General features: G+C 72.0%; 21 protein-coding genes. 12 read left to right on the forward strand and 9 right to left on the reverse strand.

Annotated elements, in window-relative coordinates:
• Positions 1 to 3 precede the first annotated feature (3 nt).
• The 7 genes from murJ (N912_RS0117630) (at position 4) to N912_RS0117660 (ending at position 8,088) form a co-directional block, all read left to right on the forward strand.
• Entirely contained in the window at positions 4 to 1,635 is a 1,632-nt protein-coding gene (murJ, locus tag N912_RS0117630; RefSeq protein ID WP_028923448.1) for a murein biosynthesis integral membrane protein MurJ, read from the forward strand.
• Positions 1,632 to 3,092: a hypothetical protein gene (locus N912_RS52685; protein WP_156993707.1), complete on the forward strand. Its 1,461-nt coding sequence runs from the start codon at positions 1,632 to 1,634 to the stop codon at positions 3,090 to 3,092. The genes murJ (N912_RS0117630) and N912_RS52685 overlap by 4 nt, the downstream gene beginning before the upstream one ends.
• A 49-nt stretch (positions 3,093 to 3,141) precedes the next feature.
• Positions 3,142 to 3,735 carry a sugar transferase gene (locus N912_RS0117640; RefSeq protein ID WP_245645323.1) on the forward strand — a complete coding sequence of 198 codons (594 nt, stop codon included), beginning with the start codon at positions 3,142 to 3,144 and terminating at the stop codon, positions 3,733 to 3,735.
• The gene (locus N912_RS0117645; protein WP_028923450.1) at positions 3,732 to 4,718 is read left to right on the forward strand and encodes a glycosyltransferase; all 987 of its coding nucleotides are present in this window, start codon (positions 3,732 to 3,734) and stop codon (positions 4,716 to 4,718) included. Before N912_RS0117640 ends, N912_RS0117645 begins: the two co-directional genes overlap by 4 nt.
• 164 nt (positions 4,719 to 4,882) lie before the next feature.
• Complete coding sequence (locus tag N912_RS0117650) at positions 4,883 to 6,409, forward strand: 13E12 repeat family protein (RefSeq protein ID WP_028923451.1); 1,527 nt, start codon at positions 4,883 to 4,885, stop codon at positions 6,407 to 6,409.
• 124 nt (positions 6,410 to 6,533) lie between these two features.
• Positions 6,534 to 7,790 carry a lipid II:glycine glycyltransferase FemX gene (locus tag N912_RS0117655; protein WP_245645324.1) on the forward strand — a complete coding sequence of 419 codons (1,257 nt, stop codon included), beginning with the start codon at positions 6,534 to 6,536 and terminating at the stop codon, positions 7,788 to 7,790.
• Positions 7,791 to 7,875: 85 nt separating this feature from the next.
• On the forward strand, positions 7,876 to 8,088 hold the full coding sequence (locus tag N912_RS0117660) for a hypothetical protein (RefSeq protein ID WP_028923453.1): 213 nt from the start codon (positions 7,876 to 7,878) through the stop codon (positions 8,086 to 8,088).
• A 31-nt stretch (positions 8,089 to 8,119) separates the two neighbouring features.
• On the opposite strand, the gene N912_RS60440 is transcribed toward N912_RS0117660, so the two are convergent.
• Entirely contained in the window at positions 8,120 to 9,196 is a 1,077-nt protein-coding gene (locus tag N912_RS60440) for a right-handed parallel beta-helix repeat-containing protein (RefSeq protein ID WP_051580365.1), read from the reverse strand.
• A gap of 83 nt (positions 9,197 to 9,279) precedes the next feature.
• Here N912_RS60440 and N912_RS0117670 point away from each other — a divergent pair, with 83 nt between their 5' ends.
• Together N912_RS0117670 and N912_RS0117675 are read left to right on the forward strand one after the other, a co-directional pair.
• Entirely contained in the window at positions 9,280 to 10,416 is a 1,137-nt protein-coding gene (locus N912_RS0117670; RefSeq protein ID WP_084210977.1) for a lipid II:glycine glycyltransferase FemX, read from the forward strand.
• Positions 10,417 to 10,453: 37 nt separating this feature from the next.
• The gene (locus tag N912_RS0117675) at positions 10,454 to 11,722 is read left to right on the forward strand and encodes a nucleotide sugar dehydrogenase (RefSeq protein WP_028923455.1); all 1,269 of its coding nucleotides are present in this window, start codon (positions 10,454 to 10,456) and stop codon (positions 11,720 to 11,722) included.
• On the opposite strand, the gene N912_RS65175 is transcribed toward N912_RS0117675, so the two are convergent.
• The 4 genes from N912_RS65175 to N912_RS0117695 form a co-directional block, all read right to left on the reverse strand.
• Positions 11,719 to 12,933, reverse strand: a complete 1,215-nt coding sequence (locus N912_RS65175; protein ID WP_156993709.1) for a carboxylate--amine ligase — start codon at positions 12,931 to 12,933, stop codon at positions 11,719 to 11,721. The two genes, N912_RS0117675 and N912_RS65175, sit on opposite strands and share 4 nt — an antisense overlap.
• A gap of 418 nt (positions 12,934 to 13,351) precedes the next feature.
• The gene (locus tag N912_RS60445) at positions 13,352 to 14,197 is read right to left on the reverse strand and encodes a metallophosphoesterase family protein (protein ID WP_156993711.1); all 846 of its coding nucleotides are present in this window, start codon (positions 14,195 to 14,197) and stop codon (positions 13,352 to 13,354) included.
• A 13-nt stretch (positions 14,198 to 14,210) separates the two neighbouring features.
• On the reverse strand, positions 14,211 to 16,070 hold the full coding sequence (locus tag N912_RS61545; RefSeq protein WP_064745310.1) for an AAA family ATPase: 1,860 nt from the start codon (positions 16,068 to 16,070) through the stop codon (positions 14,211 to 14,213).
• Complete coding sequence (locus N912_RS0117695; protein ID WP_028923457.1) at positions 16,067 to 17,179, reverse strand: NDMA-dependent alcohol dehydrogenase; 1,113 nt, start codon at positions 17,177 to 17,179, stop codon at positions 16,067 to 16,069. The genes N912_RS61545 and N912_RS0117695 overlap by 4 nt, the downstream gene beginning before the upstream one ends.
• Before the next feature lie 121 nt (positions 17,180 to 17,300).
• Here N912_RS0117695 and murJ (N912_RS0117700) point away from each other — a divergent pair, with 121 nt between their 5' ends.
• Positions 17,301 to 18,929 (forward strand): murein biosynthesis integral membrane protein MurJ, encoded by a 1,629-nt coding sequence (gene murJ / locus N912_RS0117700; RefSeq protein WP_028923458.1) that lies wholly within the window; start codon positions 17,301 to 17,303, stop codon positions 18,927 to 18,929.
• Here the strand turns inward: murJ (N912_RS0117700) and N912_RS0117705 are convergent.
• From N912_RS0117705 to N912_RS64525, 4 genes are read right to left on the reverse strand one after another with little or no spacing between them, the layout of a single operon-like run.
• On the reverse strand, positions 18,926 to 20,086 hold the full coding sequence (locus N912_RS0117705; protein ID WP_156993713.1) for a lipid II:glycine glycyltransferase FemX: 1,161 nt from the start codon (positions 20,084 to 20,086) through the stop codon (positions 18,926 to 18,928). The two genes, murJ (N912_RS0117700) and N912_RS0117705, sit on opposite strands and share 4 nt — an antisense overlap.
• 18 nt (positions 20,087 to 20,104) lie before the next feature.
• The gene (locus N912_RS0117710) at positions 20,105 to 21,169 is read right to left on the reverse strand and encodes an isocitrate/isopropylmalate family dehydrogenase (RefSeq protein ID WP_028923460.1); all 1,065 of its coding nucleotides are present in this window, start codon (positions 21,167 to 21,169) and stop codon (positions 20,105 to 20,107) included.
• Entirely contained in the window at positions 21,166 to 22,338 is a 1,173-nt protein-coding gene (locus N912_RS0117715; RefSeq protein ID WP_169747900.1) for a carboxylate--amine ligase, read from the reverse strand. Before N912_RS0117715 ends, N912_RS0117710 begins: the two co-directional genes overlap by 4 nt.
• Positions 22,335 to 22,505 carry a hypothetical protein gene (locus N912_RS64525; protein WP_169747901.1) on the reverse strand — a complete coding sequence of 57 codons (171 nt, stop codon included), beginning with the start codon at positions 22,503 to 22,505 and terminating at the stop codon, positions 22,335 to 22,337. The genes N912_RS0117715 and N912_RS64525 overlap by 4 nt, the downstream gene beginning before the upstream one ends.
• A 65-nt stretch (positions 22,506 to 22,570) precedes the next feature.
• Between N912_RS64525 and N912_RS52705 the strand changes: the two genes are divergently transcribed.
• Both N912_RS52705 and N912_RS52710 read left to right on the forward strand, forming a co-directional pair.
• Positions 22,571 to 23,491, forward strand: coding sequence for a cupin-like domain-containing protein (locus N912_RS52705; RefSeq protein WP_051580367.1), 921 nt, complete (start codon positions 22,571 to 22,573; stop codon positions 23,489 to 23,491).
• Between the two features lie 81 nt (positions 23,492 to 23,572).
• Positions 23,573 to 24,511: a hypothetical protein gene (locus tag N912_RS52710; RefSeq protein WP_051580368.1), complete on the forward strand. Its 939-nt coding sequence runs from the start codon at positions 23,573 to 23,575 to the stop codon at positions 24,509 to 24,511.
• Positions 24,512 to 24,535: the final 24 nt, after the last annotated feature.

A 24,535-nucleotide genomic window follows, 5' to 3' on the forward strand; every position in this document is an offset into this window, starting at 1 on the left:
GCGATGGCCGAACCCACCACCGTCCCGATGAACATGAACCCACACGCCTCGGACGACTCCGCCCGCGAGGCCACCGCCCGCAACTCCGTCACCGTCGTCGTCTGGACCCTGCTGAGCAGGGTGGCCGGGCTGGCCCGGGTCCTGATCATCGGCGCCCTGATGGGCCCGACCTTCTTCGCCAACATCTTCCAGGCCGGCTACGTCCTGCCGAACACCATCCACTCCACGCTGGCCGGCCCGATCCTGGCCATGGTGCTGATCCCGTCGATCGTGCGGGCACTGGACGGCGCCGGAGCCACCCGCGCCAAGGAGCTGCTCAGCAAGGTCGCCGGCCGCATCCTGGGCCTGGCGGCCCTGGGCGCCGGCGGGCTCATGGTGCTCTCCCCCGCGGTGGCCTGGTCGTTCGTCGCCGGCTTCCCGGAGCCGATCCGGCAGCGGGCCTGGGTGCTCACCATCATCCTGATCCTGTTCGTGGCGCCCCAGATCGTGCTCTACGGGGTGTGTGCGTTCGGGGTGGCCGCGCAGCAGTCCCGGGGGCGGTTCGCGCTGCCCGCCGCGGCGCCGGCGATCGAGAACGTCGGCTCCATCGTCACCGTCCTGCTGGCCTCGTGGATCTACGGCACCGGGCTGGAGGTGGACCAGGCGCCGTTCGGCATGATGATCATGCTCGGGATCGGCACCACGCTCGCCGTGGTGCTGCAGGCCGTGCTGCAGATGTACGGCACCTACCGGTGCGGGCTGCTCACCCTGCCCCGGCGGGGCTGGAAGCGCGACCCCGAGTCGGCCGACGCGATCCGCCGGGTGCTGCGCTCGGTGCCGGTCGCGGCGTGCCCCTCGGTCACGAACTACACGCTGACCGCCATCTCCTCCACCGCGCCCGGCGGCGTGCTGGTGGTGCAGCTGTCGTACCAGGTCTACTACGCGCTGTCCTTCCTCGGCACCCGCGCGGTCTCCATGGCCGCGCTGCCCCGCCTCGCCCAGGCCGCCAGCTCGACGAACCTGCGCCGGTTCGGCGTGGCCTGGCGGCAGGGGCTGTTCTTCGCGGTGATCGCCGGGATGCCGCAGCTGTGCCTGCTCGCCGCGTTCGCCGCGCCGACCGCCGACCTGCTGGCCAACGGCGAGCTGCGGGAGGCCAACCTGATCAACGACCTGGCCGGCTGCCTCGCGGTGGCGGCGTTCGCCCAGATGGCCGGCGGCATCCACGACTTCGGCCGGCAGGCGCTGTTCTCCCGGATGGACGACAGGGGCCCGCTGATCGCCAGCTTCGTCGGGCTGTTCGTCGGCATCGCCATCGCGTTCAGCACGCTGGCCCTGCCTCCCGACGGCTCCCGGCTGGCCGGGCTGGTGGTGTGCGTGCTGGCCGGCGAGACGGCCTCCTCGATCACCGTGCTGACCAGGCTGCGGCGGGCGATCCGACCCGAGGCGTTCATCCTTCGCGGGCACATGCTCGCAATCGGGCTGGCCACGGTGGCAATGTTCCCGGTGATCGCGGCGGGGTGGTGGCTGTTGTGGCTGCTGCACCCGGAGCGACTGGTGGAACTGGGTCTCCTGCTGGCGTGCGGGGCCGTCTCGCTCGGCGCGTTCCTGCTGGTGGTCCGGTACATCGGCATGAAGCTAACGGCGGAGCAGGCATGACTCAGACGCACCCACCACCGTCCGCTGCGCACCCGGTGCGCATCGAGGCCAAGGACCCGACCAAGGGCACCGGCTGGATCGTCGGGCTGGCCGTGCTGTGCTCGGCGGTCGCCGGGGCGCTGGGCGCCGCGATCGGCCAGGCGGCCGCCTACGGCTTCGTGGGCGGGCTGTTCGGCATCATGCTGGTCGCCGCCGCCGCCCGGTACCCGCTGTTCGCCACCTACGCCTATCTGTGCACCATGCCGATCCTGGCCGGCATGGACCGGGACAAGCTGATCCCGCTGGTCCGGCCCAACGAGGCGCTGCTGGTCATCGTGATGGCCGGCGCGGTGATCGGGGCGTACCTGCGGATGCTGCGCGGCGACGACGTCCGGCCCCGGTTCCTGCCGGCGGTGGACATCCCGCTGGCGGTCTTCCTGCTGTTCGGCACCATCTGGCCGCTGGCCTCGCTGACCCTGCGCGGCCAGATCCCGACCGGGACGGAGTGGGCCGGCACGCTGATCATCACCAAGCTGGTCGGGATCTACTTCCTGGTCCGCTACACGGTGAGGACCGAGCAGGACATCGTCAGGGCCATCCGGTTCATCGTCTGGCCCGGTGCCGTGGTCGGGCTCATCGCGGTGTTGCAGACGCTGAAGTTCCCGCCGGTGATCGCGCTGCTGAACACCTTCTGGGCGTCGGCGGAGAACGCCGGTGAGATCGCCGAGCTGGGCTCTCGCGGCAGCGCCACCCTGGGCTCCCCGATCGCGGCCGGCGACGTCATCATCATCTCCCTCATCCTGGTCCTCTGCTGCGGCGCCAGGGGCATCCTGGGCCGCCAGGAGCGGCTGATCCTGGCGCTGTGCCTGGGCAGCGGGGTGTTCGCCGCCGGCCAGTTCTCCACCTGGATCGCGGCGCTGGTCGGCTTCGCGCTGATCGCCTGGCGGTTCCCGGAGATGCGCCGGCAGGCCAAGCGGTTCGCCCCGCTCGGCGTGGTCGCGTTGATCATCGGCGCGCCGGCCTTCATCAACCGGCTGGAGGGCATCGGCGAGTACGGGGTGCCCGTCCCGGAGAGCTGGATGGGCCGCTACGACAACCTGGTGTACCTGTACATGCCGCACTTCGATTGGGTGACGATCCTCATGGGGGTGTCACCCAACACGGTGCTGCACGCCCCCGAACGCTGGCGCGAGGTCATCTACCTGGAGTCCGGCATCCTCTGGTTCATCTGGATCGGGGGCCTGCCACTGCTGCTGGCGTTCCTGTGGCTGTCCTTGAGGGTGTTACGCACAGTGCGCCCCGCCATCCGCCATCCGGGTGCCTTCGGTGCGTGCGCGTCAAGTCTGGAAATCGTTTGGCTGTTCTTGCTCGTTCTTACTCTCATTGACCCACATCTTCAGCTCCGTGGCACCGGAGACCTGATCTTCACGTTGCTGGCGATCACCGTTGGAGGGATCGATGCCCGACGTCGGACTTGACTCTGCACTGCCTCAGGCAGCGACTTGGGAGTCAGTTGCGCGCCGAGCGGTGGATCTGTTGGTCTCGGGTCTCGCGCTGGCCGTGCTGGCCATACCGATGATCATCATCGGCCTGACGATCAAGTGGACCAGCGTCGGGCCGGCGCTGTTCCAGCAGCAGCGGGTAGGCCTGGGCGGCCGCACGTTCACCATGTACAAGTTCCGCACCATGCGCACCGGTGTGGGTGACGAGATGCTCCGCGAGCTGATCGCCGCCGAGCTGCGCGGCGAGGACACCTCGTCGAACGGCAGCTACAAGCTCGACGCCGACCCCCGGGTCACCCCGATCGGGGAGTTCCTGCGCAAGACCAGCATGGACGAGCTGCCGCAGCTGATCAACGTGCTGTTCGGCGACATGTCCCTGGTCGGCCCGCGCCCGTGCCTGGAGTGGGAGGCGCGGATGTTCCCGGCCGAGTTCCAGGCCCGGTTCGCGGTGCGCCCCGGCCTGACCGGCCTGTGGCAGGTCTCCGGCCGCTCCACCATGGGTACCCTGGAGATGCTTCACCTGGACCTGGCGTACGTTCGGACCCGCAACCTGGTAGGCGACCTCTCCATCCTGGTCCGGACCATCCCTTCGATGCTGCGGGAGAGCGGCGCTCGATGACCACGCTGTTCGTCGCCACCACCGGCGGTCACCTGGCCCAGCTGGACGGCCTGTCCCGACGGATCCCGCACGACCCGGACTCGGTCTGGGTGACGCATGCCAACGAGCAGTCCACCTCGCTGCTGGCCGGCCGCGACGTCGAGTACGTGCCGTACATCGGCTTCCACTCGGTGCCCGGGGTGTTGCGGGCCGTGCCGCATGCGGCGCGGCTGCATCGGGAGCGGCGGTTCACCCGCGCGGTCTCGACCGGGTCCGGGATCGCGTTGGCGTACCTGCCGTACCTGGCCGCGCGGGGCGTGGAGTGCCACTACATCGAGAGCGCCGCCCGGGTTACCAGCCCGTCCGCGACCGGCAAGCTGCTGCGGCGGTTCCCCGGTATTCATACGCATACGCAGTACCCGAGCTGGGCGGATCCGGGCTGGCACTACGGCGGCAGCAGTTTCGACGTCTACCGTCCGGTCGAGCAGGTTCGTGAGTTCGGCGACACGGTCCGTGTTGTGGTCACTGTTGGGACCGCTGGGGAGTTTCCGTTTCGCCGGCTGATCGAGCCGCTGGCCGAGTTGCTGCGCGAGGACGGGCCGTTGGCTCGTGCCGTGGGGCGGCCGGTGGAGGTGCTCTGGCAGACGGGGTGTACTCCCGTTGACGATCTGGGGATCGCGGCCAAGCCGTTCCTTCCGGCGGCTGAGCTGGCGGAGGCGTTGGCGGAAGCTGACTTCGTGGTCGCTCATGCGGGGACGGGGTCGGCTATGGCGGTTCTGGATGGCGGCCGGTTTCCGCTGATGGCGTTGCGGAAGGAACGCTACGGCGAGGCCGGGGATGACCATCAGCAGGATCTGGCCGCCGAGCTGGTGCGGCGTGGGTTGGCTCGTACTATTCCGGATCCGTCGGCTTTGTCCGTTGACGATCTGATGGGGACTCTGGGGGTGGCCGTGGTGAAGACGGACACGCCGCCGCCGTTCTTGTTGAGTGGATCTGGTTCGTGATCGTGCGTGCCGTCTTTTGTTTCGTTCGAAAATCGCTGGCGCGATTTCCGACGACCTGAGTTTGTAGGTTGCTTGGTGCCGTCCCCCGGTGGCGGCTGGGCGCGTTGGGTCTGGCTTCCTGCGGCAGCCAGGTTTTGTCGGTGCCTGCCGCTAGCGTCTTGGGTATGGCAAACGGGCAGGTCACGACGGGGTTGGCGGAGCTTGCGCCCGGCCCCGAGCTGGCTGCTGCCCTGGATGGGATCGATCTGTCCACAGTGTCGAACGGTGAGATTATCGCGGTGTTGCAGGCCCGCTCGCGGCAGCGCGCCCACGATGACGCCCGGTTCTTGGCGGTGGTGGCTGAGGTCGGCCGCCGCGACCCTTTCGCCGCCCTGGACGAGATCGGGCGGTTGGGCGGGCCGGCGCGGTATGGCGCGGACGAAACCCGGCTGGCGTTGGCCTGGACGCGGCGGGCGGCGGAGGCCGAACACGACTTCGCCGAAGCGCTGACCTCTCAGCTACCGGCGGTGTGGGCGGCGTTGGATGTCGGGGAGATTGACCGCCCCAAGGCCCGCGCTTTCACCGACCATTTGGTAGGTCTGCCTGCTGCGGAGATTGAGCGGATCTGCCGTGCGCTGTTGCCGAAGGCCGGGGGGTTGACGTCGGGGCAGTTGCGGGCGCGGCTGGCGCGCATGGTCATCGCCGCCGACCCCGAGCGTGCCCGTGACCAATACGAGAAGGCCGTCACCGAGCGATCCGTGGTCGGGTATTTGAACCCGGATGGCACCGCCGTGATCACCGCCGACGGGCTGCCACCTGACGAGGCGGCAGCGGCGTGTGAACGGATCGACCGGTTGGCTCGCGCGGCGAAACGAGCCGGGCATCCCGGGCGGTTGGATCAGATCCGCGCGGATGTGTTCCTCGGGCTACTCAACGGCCGCTACGACCAGATGGACCGCGAGCAGATCATCGCCCACCTCCTGCACACCCACAGCGACGGTGCGGCCGTTCCCGCCGGCGTTGAGGTGCGGGTCGAGCTGGCCACCCTGCTCGGCCACAACGACCATCCTGGGGAGATCCCCGGCTGGGGGCCGCTGCACGCCCACCTCGCCCGCCACGTCGTCGCCCGCCAACGCCGCGCCGAATGGCGCTTTGCCATCACCAACCACACCGGCCACCTGATCTGCGGTGGCATCACCCGCCACCGACCCGCCGGCGTCCAGGACGGCGCCGACGGCGGGGTCGTCGAGCTGCACATCCCGGCCACCCTCTTGGCCAAGCTGGCCGCGAACCCGCCACCCGGCTGGGCCTCGGTGATCAGCGACCTGGCCCGCCAGTACGCCGCCTGGCCAGCCACCAAACGAGGGTTCGACCAGAAACCCGGGCGGCGGCTGCCCACCACCGGGCTACGCCGACACACCCAAATCCGCGACCGCACCTGCCGCGGACCGGGCTGCCGCCTGTCGGCGATCAAAACGGAGTTCGACCACACCCGCGACTATCGGTACGGCGGACCCACCATCGAGATCAACGGCGGTCATGTCTGCAACCACGACCATGACCTCAAAACGAAGGGAGGCTGGCGACTCGAACAACCCGAACCCGGAACGTTTACCTGGATCAGCCCACTCGGACAAACCCACATAACCCAGGGCGAATCCGTCATCACCCCACTACTACCCGAGCCCGACGACGATCTACCACCGTTCTGAGCGACGGGCTCATGAGCGGCGGACAAGGTGTACACAGCTGACGCACAGGCGGCGTTCCTACCTTGGGTGCGTGTCCACAGCCACGATCCGCGTGATCCGTCCGCTTCCCGTTACGACGGTTGTCGTGACCGACCGGCCCTCGGCCGCCGCAATGGCGGCGTGGGGGCGGCTGGTGGCCGAGACCCCGGGCGGTGACGTGGCGCAGCTCCCGGGGTGGGCCAGGTTGCGCGGCACGGTGGGGTTCGCGGCGCGGTACGTGTTCGTGTACGCGCGCGGCGAGGAGCACGGACCCGAGGCGGACGGTGAGCTGGTCGGCGGCGCTCAGGTCCTGGAACGGCGGCTGCCGGGCCTGGGCCGTGTGGGGTATGTGCCGTATGGGCCGTTGGTCTCCGAGCGACTCAGTGGCCAGCCAGCGGTCCGCGCGGCCGTCGTCCGGGAGCTCGTCGACGCGCTGAGCGACATGGGGCGGGAGCGGCTGGGGATGCTGTTCGTGCAGCCGCCGCCGGGGGTCGACGCGGTCGGTGGAGGGCTGCTCGGGCGTGGGTTCCGGGTGTCCGACGCCGGTATCGCGCCGGGGCAGTCGCTGCGGCTGGACCTGCGCCAGGACACCGCGGCGCTGCGGGCGGGGCTGAGCAAGCGGCTGCGGACCTGGACCAACCGGTGGGAGTCACGGGGGGTTCGGGTACGGACGGCCACGGTGGACGACCTGCCGACGGTGGCGCGGCTGGTGGCCCAGTCCGGCGAGCACCAGGGGTTCGCCGCGGTGGGCGACGGGTACCTGCGGACCTTGCTGACCGAGCTGCCGGGAGCCGTGGCGTTCATCGGGGAGCTGGACGGCGCGCCGGTGGCGGCCGCGATCTTCACCCGGTGCGCGGACACCGTCAAGCTGCGGTTCGCCGGCATGGACAGGGACGACGCGGTGGCCAAGCTCAACGTCCCGGCCGCCGTGCAGTGGCACGCCATCGGCTGGGCGCGGGCGGCCGGGGTGCGGTGGTTCGACTTCGGCGGCATCAGCCCGGAGGCGGCGGACCTGCTGGCCGACGGCGGGCGCCGGGACGGGCTGCGCGGGGTGGACAGGTTCAAGGCCGGGTTCGGCGGCGAGCTGTACCGCTACCCCCAGGCCGTCGAGCTCATCGCGGGGCGGATGACCAGGTTCGGCTACGACCTGTCCCGGCGGTGGCCGGCGGGGCGGCGGGCGATCGAGCTCGCCAAGGCCGCGTTGCGCACCGGGCGGCTGGGCAGGTCGGCGCCTGTCACTTCGGACACACCAGAACCATCTGTCACACCGATCAGGTTCATCGGCGCGGTCCGGAGCGGATCTGGGCGTGGGGTTGAAACGCCGAACGGGGGGTCGCGCGATACACAGGGTGCCGGCCGCTGAGCCATTGGGTTGAAGCACTCAGCCATTGGTGAGCCGCCGGTCCCGACCGACGTACCGACGAGCGATGAACCGAGGGTGGTCAGGCATGTCCGAGCGGCGTTCGATGGGATCCGGCGAGCTTCGGCTGGAGGAATGGCGTCCGTCGCCCGCCGACATCGCCGAGATCGGCGGCACCGGGGATCTGCTCGGCTCGCTGCGCGGCGTGCTGATCGACTTCGTGCCCGCCCTGCCGTACACGTCGGTGCCGGCCCAGCGCACCACGCCCGAGGTCGCGGCGCGGCTGCGTGGCCACGGCTGACCAGCACGGTCACGGCCCGATCCGGGGCGGCTCAGCGCGACGAGCGGTTGCCCCGGGCCTGGACCGGCCGGGAGGCGGGGTCGGCCTCGTACGCCGGGCGGTCCACCAGCATGACGTTGTCCAGGACGGCGCCGTCGGTGGAGCCGCCGGAGAGGTAGACCCCCCGGTACAGGTTCGGACCGGTGATCGTGTTGTCCCGGACGTCCACGTGCGGGTAGCCGTCCAGGCCCACCGCCTGCGCGCCGCCGACGTCGCAGCGGTTGCCCGCGAACGTGATCGCCCGCGTGTCGGCGGGCACCCCGGGGTTGCCGTGGCGCCCGGTGGCGATCAGGCACTGCTCGTCCACCCGCTCGCAGCGGTTGTCGGAGATCAGTACGTCGTAGCTGGGCGGGCCGTCCGAGGTGAAGGTCTGGAAGCAGTCCGGGTGCGGCGCCTCGTTCTCGGCGTAGCCGGCGGCCGAGATGTCGTGCACGGAGTTCTGGGTGATCCGGAGCTCGCTGCCGAAGAAGCGCACGCCGTCGGCGTCGGCGGCCTTGCGGCGCACCGACCCGCTGACCGCGTTGCCCCGCACGGTGATGCGCTGGCCGGACACCCAGATGCCGGTGCCGTCGGTGCCGTCCACCACGTTGGACTCGACGGCGCCGTCGGTGCAGTTGCAGGTGATGCCGCTCTGCCGGGCGTTGAGCACGTTGTTGTGGTGCGCGCGCAGCCCGGCGCCGCGCAGGCTCAGCCCGCCGCCGTCGCGCAGCGTGAACCCGGCCACCTCGACCTGGTCGGCGTGCACGCTCAGGTCCTGCACCTCGGCGCCGTCGGAGAGCACCCGGATCGGCTGGCCGGGCGCACCGGACCTGGTGATCCGCAGGTTCGCCGAGACCAGCCCGGGGCCGCCCAGGCACACCTGGTCCCCCGGCCGGGCGGTGTCCAGCGCCCGCTGCGCCACGCCCGGGTCGTCGATGAGCGCGCAGCCGCCCGGGGGCAGCGCGTTCTGCGGCGCCGGCGCCGGTCGGTTGGCCGGCACGCCGCCTCCGCTGGCGTTCGCGCCGGTACCGCCGCCGCAGCCGGCCAGCGCCACCGCGAGCACCCCCGCCAGCAACCCCGTCAGCAACACAGCCTGGGGCCTGGACCACACCGGCACCGCGCTCCCCTCGTCGGGTCGTCTGGAGGCGACCGTGTATGTGAAGGCGACAGGGTATGCGAACGGCACCGGCCGGCCAGACAGGTATCGTGGCGGGCGGGACGCTCGCGGGGTCCAGTGATCATGTCAGAGCTCACGTCAAGGAGAGCACCGTCAACGCGATTCAGCGGGTAGACCCCCGCACGGACCCCGGCTGGCAGCGGCTGGCGGGTGGACCGGCCGGCGGCCTGTTCACCTCGCCGCCCTGGATCCGGGCCGTCAGCGACAGCTACGACTTCACCCCGGAGGCCCGGCTCTCGGTGTCCGACGCCGGCGAGCCGGTCGGCGGCTTCGCCTGGGTCACCGTCGACGACATCAGGGGCGAGCGGATCTCCAGCCTGCCGTTCTGCGACCGGGCCGACCCGATGGTGGTCGAACCGGGCGCCTGGGCCGGGCTGGCCGACGACGCGCTGGCCACCGGCACGCCGCTGACCATGCGCTGCTTCTCGGACAACCCGGCGACCGCCGACCCCCGGCTGCGCGCCGTGGGCGAGGTGGCCTGGCACCACACGCCGCTGGCCGGCCTCACCGAGGAGGAGCTGTACAAGAAGATCAGCTCCACCTCCCGGCGCAACCTCAAGGCCGCCGACCGCAACGGCGTGACGGTCACCGCCAGCACCGAGCTGGACGCCGTGCACACCTTCCACAAGCTGCACGTGGGGCTGCGCAAGCGCAAGTACCGGCTGCTGGCCCAGCCGGTGGAGTTCTTCGAGAAGATCTGGCAGCAGTTCACCGGCGAGGACGCGGTGATCACCCTGCTCGCCGAGGTCGACGGCGAGATCGCCGCCGGCGCGATGTACCTGGTCTGGGGCGACAAGCTGTACTACAAGTTCGGCGCCTCGCTGTCCGAGCACCTGCCCAAGCGCCCGAACGACGCGCTGTACTGGGCGGCGCTCAAGCTTGCCATGTCCCGGGGGCTGACCAGCGTGGACTGGGGCGTCTCCGACCTCGACCAGCCCGGGCTGGTGTCCTACAAGCGCAAGTGGGCGAGCGAGGAGCGCCGCGTCGTCACCCTGCGGGGCGGCCCGGACCCGACGCCCAAGAGCGAGGTCGGCGCCATGCTCGGCGAGCTGACCAGGCTCTTCACCGAGGAGTCGGTGCCGGACGAGATCAGCACCCAGGCCGGCGCGCTTCTCTACCGTCACTTCTGTTGACAGGCATTCCACGAGTTTCGTGAGGGGTTCGTTCCAAATGACACAGGACACACGCCGGGTGGTCATCCTCGGCCAGGGCTACGTGGGGCTGCCGGTCGCGATGCGGGCCGTGGAGGTCGGCTTCGACGTGGTCGGCTTCGACGTGGCCAAGGACCGGGTGGACCGGCTGCGCCGGGGCGAGACGTTCATCGACGACATCACCGACGCCGAGGTGGCCGCCGCGCTGGCCACCGGCCGCTACACCCCGTCCTACGACCCCGCCGACATGGCCGGCTTCGACGTGGCCGTCATCTCGGTGCCGACCCCGCTGCAGGACGGCGCGCCCGACCTGTCCTACATCGAGCGGGCCTCGGACACGCTGGCCCCGCACGTGAGCAAGGGCTGCTGCGTGATCCTGGAGTCCACCACGTACCCGGGGACCACCGAAGAGATCGTGGTCCCCCGGCTGGAGGGCGGCAGCGGGCTGCGCGCCGGCGAGGACTTCCAGGTCGGGTTCAGCCCGGAGCGGATCAACCCCGGCGACAAGGTGTACCGGCTGCAGAACACCCCGAAGATCGTGTCCGGGATCGACGAGGGCTCGCTGCGCGCGGTGTCGGAGTTCTTCGGCGCGCTGGTCGACGAGGTCGTGCCGGTGACAGGCACCAAGGAGGCCGAGCTGGCCAAGCTGCTGGAGAACACCTTCCGGCACGTCAACATCGCGCTGGTCAACGAGCTGGCGGTGTACTGCCACGGGATGGGCATCGACGTCTGGTCGGTGATCGACGCGGCGGCGAGCAAGCCGTTCGGCTTCATGAAATTCACCCCGGGACCCGGCGTCGGCGGGCACTGCCTGCCGATCGACCCGTCCTACCTGTCCTGGCAGGTGCGCCGCTCGCTGGGGCAGAGCTTCCGGTTCGTGGACATCGCCAACGACGTCAACGACCACATGCCCGACTACGTGGCCACCCGCGCCACCGCGCACCTCAACCGCGACCGCAAGGCCGTCAACGGCAGCACGATCCTGCTGATCGGGCTGGCCTACAAGCCGAACTCCGGCGACGCCCGCGAGTCCCCGGCCATCGCGGTGGCGAACCGGCTGCGCGACCTGGGCGCGAACCTGCGCGCGGTCGACCCGCTGATCGACACCGAGCACGTGCCGTCCGGGATCGAGCTGGTGGACTGCACGGAGGCCGAGGTGACCGGCGCCGACCTGGTCATCGTGCTGACCGACCACGACGTGGTGGACTGGCCGCTGCTGGAGCGCCACGCGCAGAACGTGCTGGACACCCGCAACCGGCTGCGCAGCCCGTCGGTCGACCGGCTCTAACGAACCTTGGACGGGGTGAGCTGCTCGCGCGCGGACTTCGCCCCGGGTACCGGCACGGCGGCGGCCAGGGTCCGGACCGTGTCCCAGGCGCGGACCCTGGCCGGCCCCTGGTCCTGGGAGTCCCAGACGGCCGCCACGTGCGGCGAGAGGTACGGGCGCAGGAACCGGCTCAGCGAGTAGTCGTCCCGGCGCAGGTAGGACGGCGCTTCCTTCAGGTCGCGGGTGATGTCGATCCAGTACAGGCCGCGCTGGTAGGGCGTCTGCACGGGCCGCTCGCCGTAGACCAGGTGGCGGTACTGCAGCCACGGGAAGTTGATCCCGGCGTGGTACGCCAGCGCCGCCGACAGGTTGTGCCGGGCGTTCACCTCGATGATCTTGTAGACGCCGTCCCGGGGGTCGCGCTTGAACTCGACGTTCGCGAACCCGTGGTAGCCCAGCGCGCGCAGCATGTCCCGGCCGGGGCCGAGCACGTCGGGCAGGTCCCTGGAGACGGCCACGCACGGCGAGCCGGTCTCGGCCGGGGAGTTCCTGATCTTCGCGGCGGTCATCTCCACCAGCGGCTCGCCGGCCCAGAAGTACGCGTTGTAGTTCGCCCCGCACAGCTCGTCGCCGGGGATCAGCTCCTGCAGGATCACCTCGAGGCCGGCGTCGTGCGCCTGCCGGTACTCCGCGACCGCGTGCGCCAGGCCGTCCACCCGCGTCCACTTGCGGCCGAACACCGCGTAGTAGCGGTGGCTGATGGTGGGCTTGAGCACGGCGGGGAACGGTGCCCGTGCGGCGTAGCGCTCGATGTCACCGACGCCGGCGACCGCGATGGTGGCCGGCGAGGGCACGCCGTTGCACTCCGCGAGCAGGTAGGTGTCGGACTTGTCCAGGCACACCCGCGCCACCCGGGCGTCCGGCGCGGCCACCACGTAGCCGGCCCGCACCAGGGCGGCGGCGTTGCTGGACACGGCGGCCAGCGCCTGGTCCGAGCTGGGCACCAGCATCGCCTTCGGGTACCGCGCGGCCAGCCGGACCAGGAACGCCACGAACCTGGCCTCCTCGGCCTCCGGGTGCGGGCAGTCCACCAGCTCCCGGACGAACTTGGACGCCTGACCCATGTCCCGCTTGTGGTACCGGGCCACGACCACCGGAACGCCCCTCGAACCGAGCGCCCGGATGACCGCGAGCCCGGGGGTATAGGCCCCCACCACAACCACAGGCCTCATGAACCGCATCCCTCCCCGCCGAGTCGGTTCGACTCCACCGGCCGGACGCGCTCCGGGCCTTCGGGTGGCCGTCAGCGGCAACCATCGGCTGTCAGCGGACCGACCGTTATCAAGCAGGAACCGAGCGTACGTGACCCCTGTGATAACAGTTTCGGCCGCCCGCCGCGCGCTGAGCTGGGTGAACTCGCGCGCGGCCGTGAGAAGCCGCTCAGCCTCGCTGCGCCGTCTCACCCAACGTCACACCCATTCCCCGACCGCTGCTCCATCCAGCCCGCATTTCACACGGAATTGCGGCAACTGGGTCCACAGCGTGGCGCCTGACGGCGAGATGGCGGAGAAACGTACCTCATCGGGTGGGTGGACCTTGAAAAGTTCCGCCACCATGCGTGTTGGTCGGCGGTGCGGGCGCTCGGCCGGGTTATGGCTGGTGGCGGGCCAGCGTTCGGCGGAGCCTGGCCAGCGCGCCGGGGCGCACGTGCACGCTGTCGAGCGGCAGCCGCTCGCGGCGCAGCGCCGCGCGCACCGCGCGGTGGTCGTAGGGCACCGCGAGGAACCGCACGGTGATCGCGGCGGGGCCGGACTCGGGGACCTCCAGCAGCGCGCACCGCGCCAGCGGCCGCCGCTCCCGCTGCCGGGACTGGCCGACCGAGCCGGGGTTGACCAGGTACCTGGACTCGTGGGCCAGCGTGACCTCGGTGGCCTGGCCGGCGGCGCGCGCCGGTACGGCGTCGGGGATGGTGCCCGAAACAGAATCACGGCCCTGGCGGTAGAGCCACGCGCGGTGGGTGTGGCCGAGCACGAGGACCCGCGCGCCGGGGTGCTCGGCGGCCAGCAGGTCGAGCTGCGCCTCGGCCTGGTCCTCGCGGCGGACGTACTCCTCCGGGTCGGTCAGCGAGCCGTGCGCCATCACCACCCCGGGCACCTCCGCCAGCGGGGGCAGCGCGGCCAACCAGCGGCGGGAGTCGTCGGTGAGCACCGTCCGGGTCCAGGCCAGCGACGCCCGGGCGCGCGGGGAGTACCTGTCGTCGGGCAGCTCGCCGAGGGCGGCCAGCTCGTGGTTGCCGACGATGCAGACCGGGTCGAGCGCGGCCAGCTCGGCGACGCACTCGTTCGGCTGCGGCCCGTAGTCGATCACGTCGCCGGCGCACAGCCACCGGTCCACGCCCAGCTCGGACAGCCGCCGCACGGCGGCGGTCAACGCCGGCAGGTTGGCGTGGACGTCGGAGAGCAGCCCGTAGCGCATGATGTGACGGTCATCGCGCACGGTGCTCAGACTGTTACACACTGCTAAGGACCGCGCCGACGGCGGGTGCGATGTCGGTGAGCCGGCGCACCACCCGGTACCGGCCGCCGCCGCGCTCGGCCAGTGCACTGGCAGCCCGGGTGGCTTCCTGAGCGTCCGGGGCCAGTGGGCAGAGGACGTGCAGGCGGTCGATGCCGGCCAGCGCGGTGGCGGGGTCCGCGCCCGTGGTGTGCTGGCCGTCGGAGAGCAGGATGGCGACACGCTCGTCGGCGGGAGCGGAGGCGAGCTGGCGGGCGGCTTCCCGCAGCGCGGCCGCGATGTCGGTCAGGCCGTGCCCGCGCAGCGAGACCAGCTCGGCGACCAGGTCCTCCGGCGGGCGGTGCACGCCGTGCGGGGCGAGCACGGTGACCTCCTCGCCGAACGCCAGCACGCTCGTGTCCAGCCGCCGGCCCCTGTCGTTCCCGCTGGCCAGCACCACGCCGGCGGCGGCCACCGCGGCCAGCGCCACCGCCAGCCCGGACATCGAGCCGCTGGAGTCGACCAGCAGGCAGACGGCCCGCCGGTGCGCCGTCCAACCCAGCGTGACCAGCTCGTCCCCGGCCGGCGGCCAGCGCCCCGACCAGCCGTCCAGGGTGCGTTCGAGGTCCAGGTCGCCGTCCCCGCCCCGGCGCGGGCCGATCCTGCGGGTGCCCCTGGCGCGGGCCGGCCCGGTGCGGCCCAGCTCGATGAACACCCGGCCGGCCAGGCGGCGGGCGGCGGCGCGCAGCTCACGGTCGGTGGCGCGGGCCAGCTCGGCCAGCAGCGCGGCGGCCGCGTCCGGGTCGGACCGCATGGCCTCGGCGAAGGCATCCTCGTCCAGCTCGCCGACCTTCGGGGACACGGTGGCGAAGGCCTCGTGGCGGGCGGCCAGCTCGGCGCGGCCGTGGGTGCGGGCGGACTGGTTGCGGCGGGGACGGGAACGCTGTGGGGGGCCTGCCCCGTTCGGTGGCGGCGGCAGGCTAGGGGCTTTTCCCGGATCGCCCCCTTCTTCGGGGGGCTCGTCCGGCTCGTCGGGCTCGTCGGGGGGCCAGAGCTGGTCCAGCAGCTCGTCGATCACGGACTCGGCGGTGCGGTCCACGCCGTCGGCCACCCGGATCCGGCCGGACAGCGCGGCGTAGGCGGCGTCCCGCGCGGTCTCCCGGACCGGGGCCGGCTCGCCGCGCAGCCGGCCCAGCCCGGTCAGCAGGTGCACCAGGTCGATGGCGCCGCGCACGCTGGAGCCCATCCGCACGTCGCGGTGCTCCCTGGTGGCCCTGGCCAGCGCGACCGACAGCTCCACCGGCCGCCCGGCGACCCCGGTCATCGCGGTGGTGATGGCCCGCTCGGCGGCCTCGTCCTGGTAGCCGAGCACCACCCGGCACATCCGGTCGGCGATGGCCTGGCTGACCCGGGCGGTCCCGACCGCGTCGAACGGGTTCATCGCGGCGATCAGCCGGAACCTCGGGCCGGCGTGCACCGTGCCCAGCCTTGGCACCGCGATCTCGCCCTCGGTGAGCACGGTGATCAGCACGTTCAGGGTCTCCTCGGGGACCCGGTTCAGCTCCTCCAGGTAGAGCAGCCCGCCCCCGCGCATGGCGGTGAGCAGGGGGCCGTCCAGGAATGTGTCCGGGCGGTAGCCCTCGGAGAGCACCTGGGACGGGTCGAACGCACCGATCAGCCTCGCCGGGGTCAGCTCGGCGTTGCCCTCGACGAACACGACCTCCTGGCCGGTCTCACGCGCGATGGACCGCAGCAGGGTGGACTTGCCGGTGCCCGGCGGGCCCTCGATGACCACGTGCCGGCCGGTGTCCAGCGCGACGGTCAGCACCTCGCGCTCGCGGCGCAGCCCGATGATCGGTGCCAGACCCGTGCTCACGTGTCGTAGCGAATCACACCCCGCACGTTCTTGCCGTCCAGCAGGTCCCGGTAGCCCTGGTTGACCTCGTCCAGGGTGTACGTCCTAGTGATCAGTTCGTCCAGCTTGATCTGGCCGGCCTGGTACATGTTGACCAGCCTGGGGATGTCCCGGAACGGGTCGCCGGAGCCGAACAGCGAGCCCTGGATGCGCTTCTCGAACAGGGTGAGCAGCGCGCCGGGGATCTCCACGGTGTTCTTGGTCGGGTCGGCCAGGCCGGTGATCACGACCGTGCCGCCCTTCCGGATGCAGTGCACGGCGGCCGTGGTGACCTCGGTGTTCACGATGTCCACCGTGATGATCGCCTTGTCCGCGCCGACCCCGTGGGTGAGCTGCTGGATCAGCTCGTGCGCCTCCTCGGCGCCGGCCACGCTGTGCGTCGCGCCGACCTGCTCGGCCATCTCCCGCTTGTTGGCCAGCGGGTCGATCGCCACCACGTTGGCCGCGCCGGCCAGCGCGGCGCCCTGCACGGCGTTGATCCCGATGCCGCCGATGCCGTAGATGGCGATGGTGTCGCCCGGCTCGGTCTCGGCGGCGTGCACGGCCGAGCCGAATCCGGTCGGCACCCCGCAGCCGATCAGCACCGCCTTGTCCAGCGGCACGTCGTCGGCGACCTTGACGCAGGACGTCTCGGAGATGGTGGCGCGCTCGGAGAACGTGCCGATCATGCACATGGCGCCGAGGTCCTCGCCGTTCTGGTGGAACCGGAAGGTCCCGTCCGGCATGCAGCCTTCCAGGATGGTGGCGCCCAGGTCGCACAGGTTGGTCTTGCCGCTGGCGCAGAACCGGCAGTGCCCGCACACCGGCAGGAACGAGCAGATCACGTGGTCGCCGGGCGCGAGCCGGGTGACCCCCTCGCCCACCTCCTCGATGATCCCCGCGCCCTCGTGGCCGCCCACGATCGGGAACCGGGGCACGATGTCGCCGTGGCGCAGGTGCTCGTCCGAGTGGCACAGGCCGGCCGCCACATACCTGATCAGGACCTCGCCGGCCCGGGGCGGATCGAGGTCCACCTCGGTGACCTCGAAGTCCTGGTTCACTCCGCGCAGGATCGCAGCTCTGGTCTTCATTGACCCTCCCAACCGCGCTTCGGGTCATTCGTTCATAGCACCGCGCCCGGGGGTCGTGAAAGATCCGAAAGAGCCTATGCCGCGCTCCGCCGGGGGGTCGGCGGGCGATAGCGTGTCCGGAATGGAACGCGGCCCGGCGACCGAGCCCGAGCCGCCGAGCACGGCGCGCGGTTCGGCCACGGTCGCGGTGTGGACGCTGGTCAGCAGGGTCACCGGGCTGCTGCGGGTGGTGGCCATCGGCGCGGTGCTGGGGCCGACGTTCTTCGCCAACGCGTTCCTGTCCGCGAACACGGTGCCGAACCTGACGTACACCGCTCTGGCCGGCCCGATCCTGGCGCTGGTGCTGGTGCCCGCGCTGGTCCGGTCGCTGGCCGAGCGCGGCGTCGCGGCGTCCGGGGAGCTGCTCGGACGGGTCAGCGGGTACCTGCTGTTCTGGTCGGGGGTGGCGGCGGCCGGGCTGGTGCTGGCCTCGCCGCTGGTGGCGCTGGCGGTGACGGCGGGCATCCCGGACGCGGACACCCGCTGGCGGGCGTGGCGGCTGACCGTCCTGGTGCTGGTGTTCGTGGCGCCGCAGGTGCTCTGCTACACGCTGGCCGCGATCGGGGCGGCGGTGCAGCAGGCCAGGGGGCGCTTCGCGCTGGCCGCCGCGGCGCCCGCTCTGGAGAACCTGGGGCTGGTCGCGACCGTGGGCCTGGTGGCGCTGTGGTTCCGGCCCGGGGTGGACGTGGCGAACGCGTCGCTGACCATGGTGTTCGTGCTCGGGGTGGGCGCCACGGCGTCGGTGGCCACGCATGCGGTGGCGCAGTTGGTCGGCGCCTGGCAGGTCGGGATGCCGGTGCTGCCGCGCCGCGGCTGGCGGGCGGACGAGGCCACCCGGGAGGTCACCGGGCGGTTGCGCCGCTCGGTGGTCGTGGCGGCGTTCCCGTCCGTGTCCATGTTCGGGATGCTGGCGGTGGCGGCCACCGTGCCCGGCGGGGTGTTCGTGTTCCAGGCCGCCATGTCGGTGTACTTCGTGATCGCCGCGCTGGGCGCCAAGGCGGTGACGGTCGCGGCGCTGCCGGGGATGAGCGCCGCTGCGGACGGGCAGGACGCCGAGAGGTTCGGCACCGCGTGGCGGCAGGCGTTGAGCTACTCGGTGATCGCCAGCCTGCCCGCGCTGTGCCTGCTGTGGGCCTACGCCGAACCGGTGGCCGCCACGCTGGCCAACGGCAGGCTGCACGACCCCTCGATCGTGCGCTGGCTGACCGCCTGCCTGGTCGTGTTCGCCATCGCGCAGTTCGCCGACGCGGTCAACGAGGTGGCCCGCCAGGCCCTGTTCGCGCGCCTGGACGTGACCGGGCCGCGCTACGTCAGCACCGTGACGCTGGCGGTGCGGCTGGCGGTCGCGCTGGGCGCGCTGGCGCTGCCGGCCGGCGGGGATCGGCTGATCGGGCTGAGCTGCGCGGTGCTGCTGGCCGACCTGGTCGCCGCGGCCCTCGCGCTGGCCATGGTGCGCGCGGCGATCCGCCCGCAGCCGCTGCTCGACCCGCGCCGGCTGACCGCCGTGCTCGCGGCCGCCGTGGCCATGGTCCCGGCGGCGGTGCTCGGCGCCTGGGCGGTGGAGCGGCTGCACCACCGGGTGCCGCAGCTGGTCGCGGGGGTCGCGCTGGGCGCCACCGCACTGGCCTGCTTCGGGTTCGCGCTGGCGCTGTTCACCGGGCAGCTGCCGACGGTGATCGCCAAGGTGCGGGCTCGCGTGTCCGGCTCTTAGTACCGGGGCAGCCCGCCCCGGCGCATCCAGCCGCGGGCCCGGTCCACCAGGAACCGTCCCGCCGACGCCGAGTCCAGTGCGTCGTAGCCGGCGCGCAGCAGCGTGGACGAGATCAGCTCGACCGCGCGCGGGTACGCATGCAGCCGGCCGCCGAAGGCGACCTTGAACAGCTCCGGCCCGGTCAGCGAGGACGTGCTGAAGCCCTCCGCCCGCACCACCGAGGCGGCGTCCTCCGACAGCCCGCCCACGTCGAACTCGCGCAGGCCGGCGCGCTTGGCCCAGCGGATGGCCTCCCAGTCCAGCGCCGAGGTCACGCTCAGCCGCACCGCCGGGCTGGAGCGGTCCAGGCCGGTGAACCGGCTGCGCAGCACCCCGCCGCAGGCGGTGAACAGCTCGGCGGCGACCGGCTCGCCGTCCACCTCGCCGACGAAGATCTCCGCGTGCCCGCCGCCGGCGAGCCGGTGGTAGAGGTTGCGCACGTAGCGTCCGGACAGCTCGGGGAAGCCCTGGTGCGCGGCGGTGCGGCCGATCAGCCCGATGAGCAGGTCCACGTCACGGGCGGTGCCCCGGCGCACCGCGACCCCGCAGCGCTCCCACTTGCCGGTCCAGCGGCGGATCCGCCTGCTCATGCCGGCGCGCAGCTCGTCCTCGTCGACGGACAGGTCGATGCGCACCGTGGTGGCCGGCGCCACCCCGGCCGTGGAGCACCGGAACCCGCGCGCCAGCAACGCGCGGCTGACGTCGTCCCCACCGTCCGCCGGCTGGACGAACAGCGCGCGCAACCGGTGTCTGGCCAGCCGAGACAGCGCGTCGGCGAGCGCCGTCACCACGGCCGGGCGAGGGGCGCCGGCGGCCACCAGCGGACCGTAGGCGACGTAACCGACCGTGCCGATCACCGGCAGCCGGCGCATCAGCACCTGCGCCCCGCCGACCAACCGTCCGTCCCGCCAGGCGAACACGTACAGCGGCCGGTAGCCGACGCTGCCGCGCACCCCGGCCCAGCCGCTGAGCTGGGTGACATCGCTGCCCGGCAGGTCGGAGACGAGCCCGTCCCACGTCGACAGCGTGGCGACACCGGGCTGCGCGGACACGGTCGTGGAGATCGGCTCGGTCTTCACTCGCAACCGGTCGTCCACCTGCCCTAACTCCAACCGCACCCCCGGACACTAGCAACGTCATAACAGTTTCGAGATGACCGCCGCGGCGAACTCGGCCGTGCCGAGCGCACCGTCCCCCGATCGGTGCGGCGTCAGGTCGTAGGTGTGCCTGCCGTCCGCGAGCGCCGCGGCCACGGCGTCCTCCACCCGGCGCGCGGCCTCGTCCTCACCGAGGCGACGCAGCGCCAGCGCGCCGGACAGGATGGTGGCCACCGGGTTGGCCCGGTTGCGGCCGGCGTGGCGGGGCGCGCTGCCGTGCGCGGGCTCGAACAGCGACACGCACGAGCCGTGGTTCACCCCGGGGACCATGCCGATGCCGCCGACCAGGGCACCGCCGAGGTCGGCCATGATGTCGCCGTACTGGCCGGGCAGCACCAGCACGTCCAGCTCCTCCGGCCGCTGCACCAGGTGTGCGGCCAGCGCGTCCACCGCGATGGTGTCGAACTCCAGGTGGGTGCGGGCGGTCACCACGGCGCGGCCGGTCGCCACGAACAGCCCGTCGGTGGCCGGCAGCACGGTGGCCTTGTGCACGGCGGTCAGCCTGCGGCGGCCGTGGTGCTCGGCGTAGTCGGCGGCGAACTCGAACGCCCGCCTCGCCCCGGCCGCCGAGGCGACCTTGACCGCCAGCGCCGCCCCTGCCGGCACCGGCATGCCCCTCGCGCGCAGCCAGTCGGCCAGCTCCTCGGCGCTGTCCTCGGCAAGCTCGATGCCGGCGTAGACGTCCTCGGTCGTCTCCCTGATGATGATCAGGTCCACGTGCCGCCCCGGAACGCCGGGCAGGGTCCGCACGTGGCGGGCGTTGGCGTACAGGTCCAGCTCGCGGCGCAGCGCGATGTTGACCGAGGGCATGCTGCCGTCCGCCGGGGTGGTGAACGGCCCCTTCAGCGCCACCCCGCGGTCCGCGATGGCCTCGACGACGTGCCGGGGCAACGGCTCCTTCGCGCCGGCGGCCAGGGCGGTCAGGCCAGCCTGGTGGACCTCCCAGTCGAGGTCCGCGCCGGAGGCGTCCAGCACGGCGCGGGCCGCCGCGGTGACCTCCGGCCCGATCCCGTCGCCCGGCAGCAGGATGATCCGGTGACTCATCCGATCGCGCGGACCCGGCCGGTGACCGCCCTGGACACCCGGCCGGCGGCCCGCGCCAGCGCCGGCCCCGGGTCGCTCAGCCGCAGGTAGGGCAGGATCTGGCGGCCATGCGCGACGCTGCGCAGCCAGTCCGCGACGGTCAGCTCGCCGGTGCGGCGCAGCGCGAGCAGGGCGCGGACGTCGTTCGTCGGGTGCCACAGCCGCAGCCCCTCGCGGTACGTCCTCGGCCAGCGCACCGGCTCGCCAAGGATCCGCCGGTAGACCAGCCGCGCCAGGTCGATGCCCGCCGCCGCGACCAGCGCGTTCGACGCCACGAACCGCGCGTTGCACTCCATCAGCCTGAGCGTGCCGTCCCGCGGGTCGCGCTTGAACTCCACGTTGGCCAGCCCGCGCACCCCGGCCGCCCTGACCATCCGCAGCCCGACGTCGCGGACCTCCGGGTTCACGTCGGTGACGTGGTAGCAGCCGAATCCCTGCCGGGGCGGGAACCGACGGATGATCCGCTTGGTGAAATGGAACGCCGGCTCGCCGTCCTCCGCGATGTAGGTGAAGTAGCTGCACAGCAGCGAGTCCGGGCCCTCGATGGTCTCCACCAGCATGCACTCGATGCCGGCCTCGCCCATCGCCCGGTACTGGGCCACCAGCTCCCCGCCGTCGCGCGCGGTCCTGAACTTGCCGGGGAACCGCGCCTGGTACTCGTGCGAGCGCAGCGGCTTGAGCAGCAGCGGGTAGGCGAACTCGTCGCGGCGGGCGAGCAGCTCGTCCGCGCCGCCGACCATCCAGTACCTCGGGGTCGGCACGTCCGCCTTGGTCGCGATCTCGTACGTGGCGTGCTTGTCGAGCATGTCCAACTGGGCGGCCGGGTCGGAGATGTCCAGCTCGAACCGCTCGGCCAGCCGCTCGCGGTTGCGGGCGACCAGCGTCAGCGCGACGTCGTCGCAGGCCAACAGCACGGCACCGGCCAACCGGGCGCCGGGCGCGCCGAGCAGCCAGTCGGTACGGACCCGCTCGTCGTTCTCCCCCGGTAGGAACACCGTCCGGAACGCCCGCGAGTGGCGCAGCTCGCGCCCGGTGCCCAGCCCGTACACCCGCACCCCGAGCGCGGCCAGCCGACGCCCCACCGACAGCGTCTGCGGGTTCCCGCCCACCAATAGCGCCGGCGGCCTCATGGCGAGACCTCGCAGTGCAGCGTCTCCAGGATGTGGTCGGCCCAGCCGTTGTCGAACTCGCCCCGGTCCACCACCCGCACCGTGCACGCCGAGCCGACCAGCGGGCCCACGCCGGGATGCGGTCGGGCCGAGCGGGGCGGCTCGGACCACTCGCGCGTGGTGTCCATGAGCGGCGAGCCTAACCAGGCCGAGGGCCGCGATCACGGCTACCCGTGGCCGGTATTCTCGCCGCGTGCCGCGCATCATCCAGCGACTCGAGCCGCGCCACCGCGCGGTCTGGGGCCGGCACACCGTCAAGCTCCGCCACGGCCTCACCGAGCTGGACCTGTTCTCCGACGAGGTGCTGGCCGCGCTGCTCGATACGTACGACGAGAAGCGCCTGATCATGCACACCATGGCCGACGACGTATCGACCTGGAAGTCGGTGGCCAGGGGCGGGGTGTCCGGGCGGCGCATCCTGGACGCGGTCCGCTCCGGCCGGGTGTGGATCAACATGACGGACGTGCAGGACGCCGACCCCCGATTCCGCGAGCTGCTGGACGCCATCTACGCCGAGTGGGCGCGGGAGGTTCCCGGGTTCAACGCCTTCAAGCGCAAGATCGGACTGCTGGTCTCCTCGCCGAACGCCCGCGTGTTCTACCACTGCGACCCCGCCGGCCAGGCGCTCTGGCAGGTCCGGGGCCGCAAGCGGATCTACCTCTACCCGCCGGCGCCGCCGTTCCTGCAGCCCGCCGAGCTGGAGAACGTGATCCGCAGCGTCACCGCCGAGGAGCTCAGCTACCAGCCCTGGTACGACGACCACGCCGAGGTGTACGACCTCGAACCCGGCCAGATGCTGCACTGGGCGCTCAACTGCCCGCACCGCATCGACAACCATGACGAGATCAACGTCTCGCTGACCAGCGAACACTTCACCCCGGAGATCCTCCGCCGGTGGGCCGTGAACTACGGCAACGGGGTGCTGCGCTCGCTGGGATACACGCCACGCTCGCGCTCGGTGCACGGCGCGGCATTCTGGACGAAGGTCGCCGTCACGACGCTGTGGCGCGCGACCGTCCAGGAGAGGCAGAGTTACAAGCGCGTCCCGGAGTTCGTTCCCGATCCGGACGCCCCCAACGGGGTGCGCCCGATCGCCGCCGCGGGCGTGAGCTGAGGGATTTTCAGTATGGGTGCCCGGTCGTGACCGGGCAGGGGGAGAGTCGCCCGCATCGGGTGACTCACGAAGGGGCCTGTCGTGTTATCAGTTATCGACCCACTCGACGCGCACCAGCGCGAGCTGTGGGGCCACCAGACCGTCAAGCTGCGCCACCACCTGGCGGAGATGGACCTGTTCTCCGACGACTCGCTGGCCAAGCTGATCGAGACCGCCGCGCCGAAGAGCCTGGCCATGCACACCGAGGGCGGCACCGACCCGTCCACCTGGCCGTCCGTGGCGCGCGGCACCGTGCCCGGCGCCGGCGTCCTTGAGGCGGTGCGCGACGGCAAGCTGTGGATCAACCTGGTCGGCATCAGCGAGTGGGACCCGCGCTTCGCCGAGCTGGCCGACAAGATCTTCGCCGAGTTCGCCGCCCAGGTGCCCGGCCTGGACGTGGTCAAGCGCAAGCTCGGCGTGCTGATCTCCTCGCCGAAGGCCACCGTGCATTACCACATCGACATCCCCGGCCAGGCCATCTGGCAGGTGCGCGGCCGCAAGCGGTTCATCATCTACCCGGCCACCGAGCCGTTCCTGCGCCCCGCCGAACTGGAGGAGGCCGTCCGCTCCGCCACCTACGGCGTGGCCACCTACCAGCCCTGGTACGACGAGCACGCCGAGCCGCACGACCTGGCCCCCGGCGACGCCCTGCACTGGGCGCTCAACGGCCCGCACCGCATCGAGAACTTCGACGAGCTGTCCGTGTCCCTGACCAGCGAACACTGGACCCCCGACATCCGCCGCACCTACGCCATGAACTACGGCAACGGCCTGCTGCGCCACTACGGCTGGACGCCGCGCTCGCGCGCGGTCACCGGCCCCGCGTTCTGGGCCAAGGTCGCCCTCACCGCCGCCTACCGCAAGTCCGGCCTGCAGAACAAGAAGGGCTACCAGCGCGTGGCCACCTTCACCGTCGACCCCGACGCCCACAACGGCGTCCGCCCACTCCCCCCGTCCCAGTGGGCCCCGCCGGGAGCCTGACCCGTGAGTGGTAAGAGGCGCCAT

Origin of the sequence: Actinospineispora acaciae DSM 45401, from assembly GCF_000620785.1 — a bacterium.
Taxonomy (GTDB): domain Bacteria; phylum Actinomycetota; class Actinomycetes; order Mycobacteriales; family Pseudonocardiaceae; genus Pseudonocardia; species Pseudonocardia acaciae.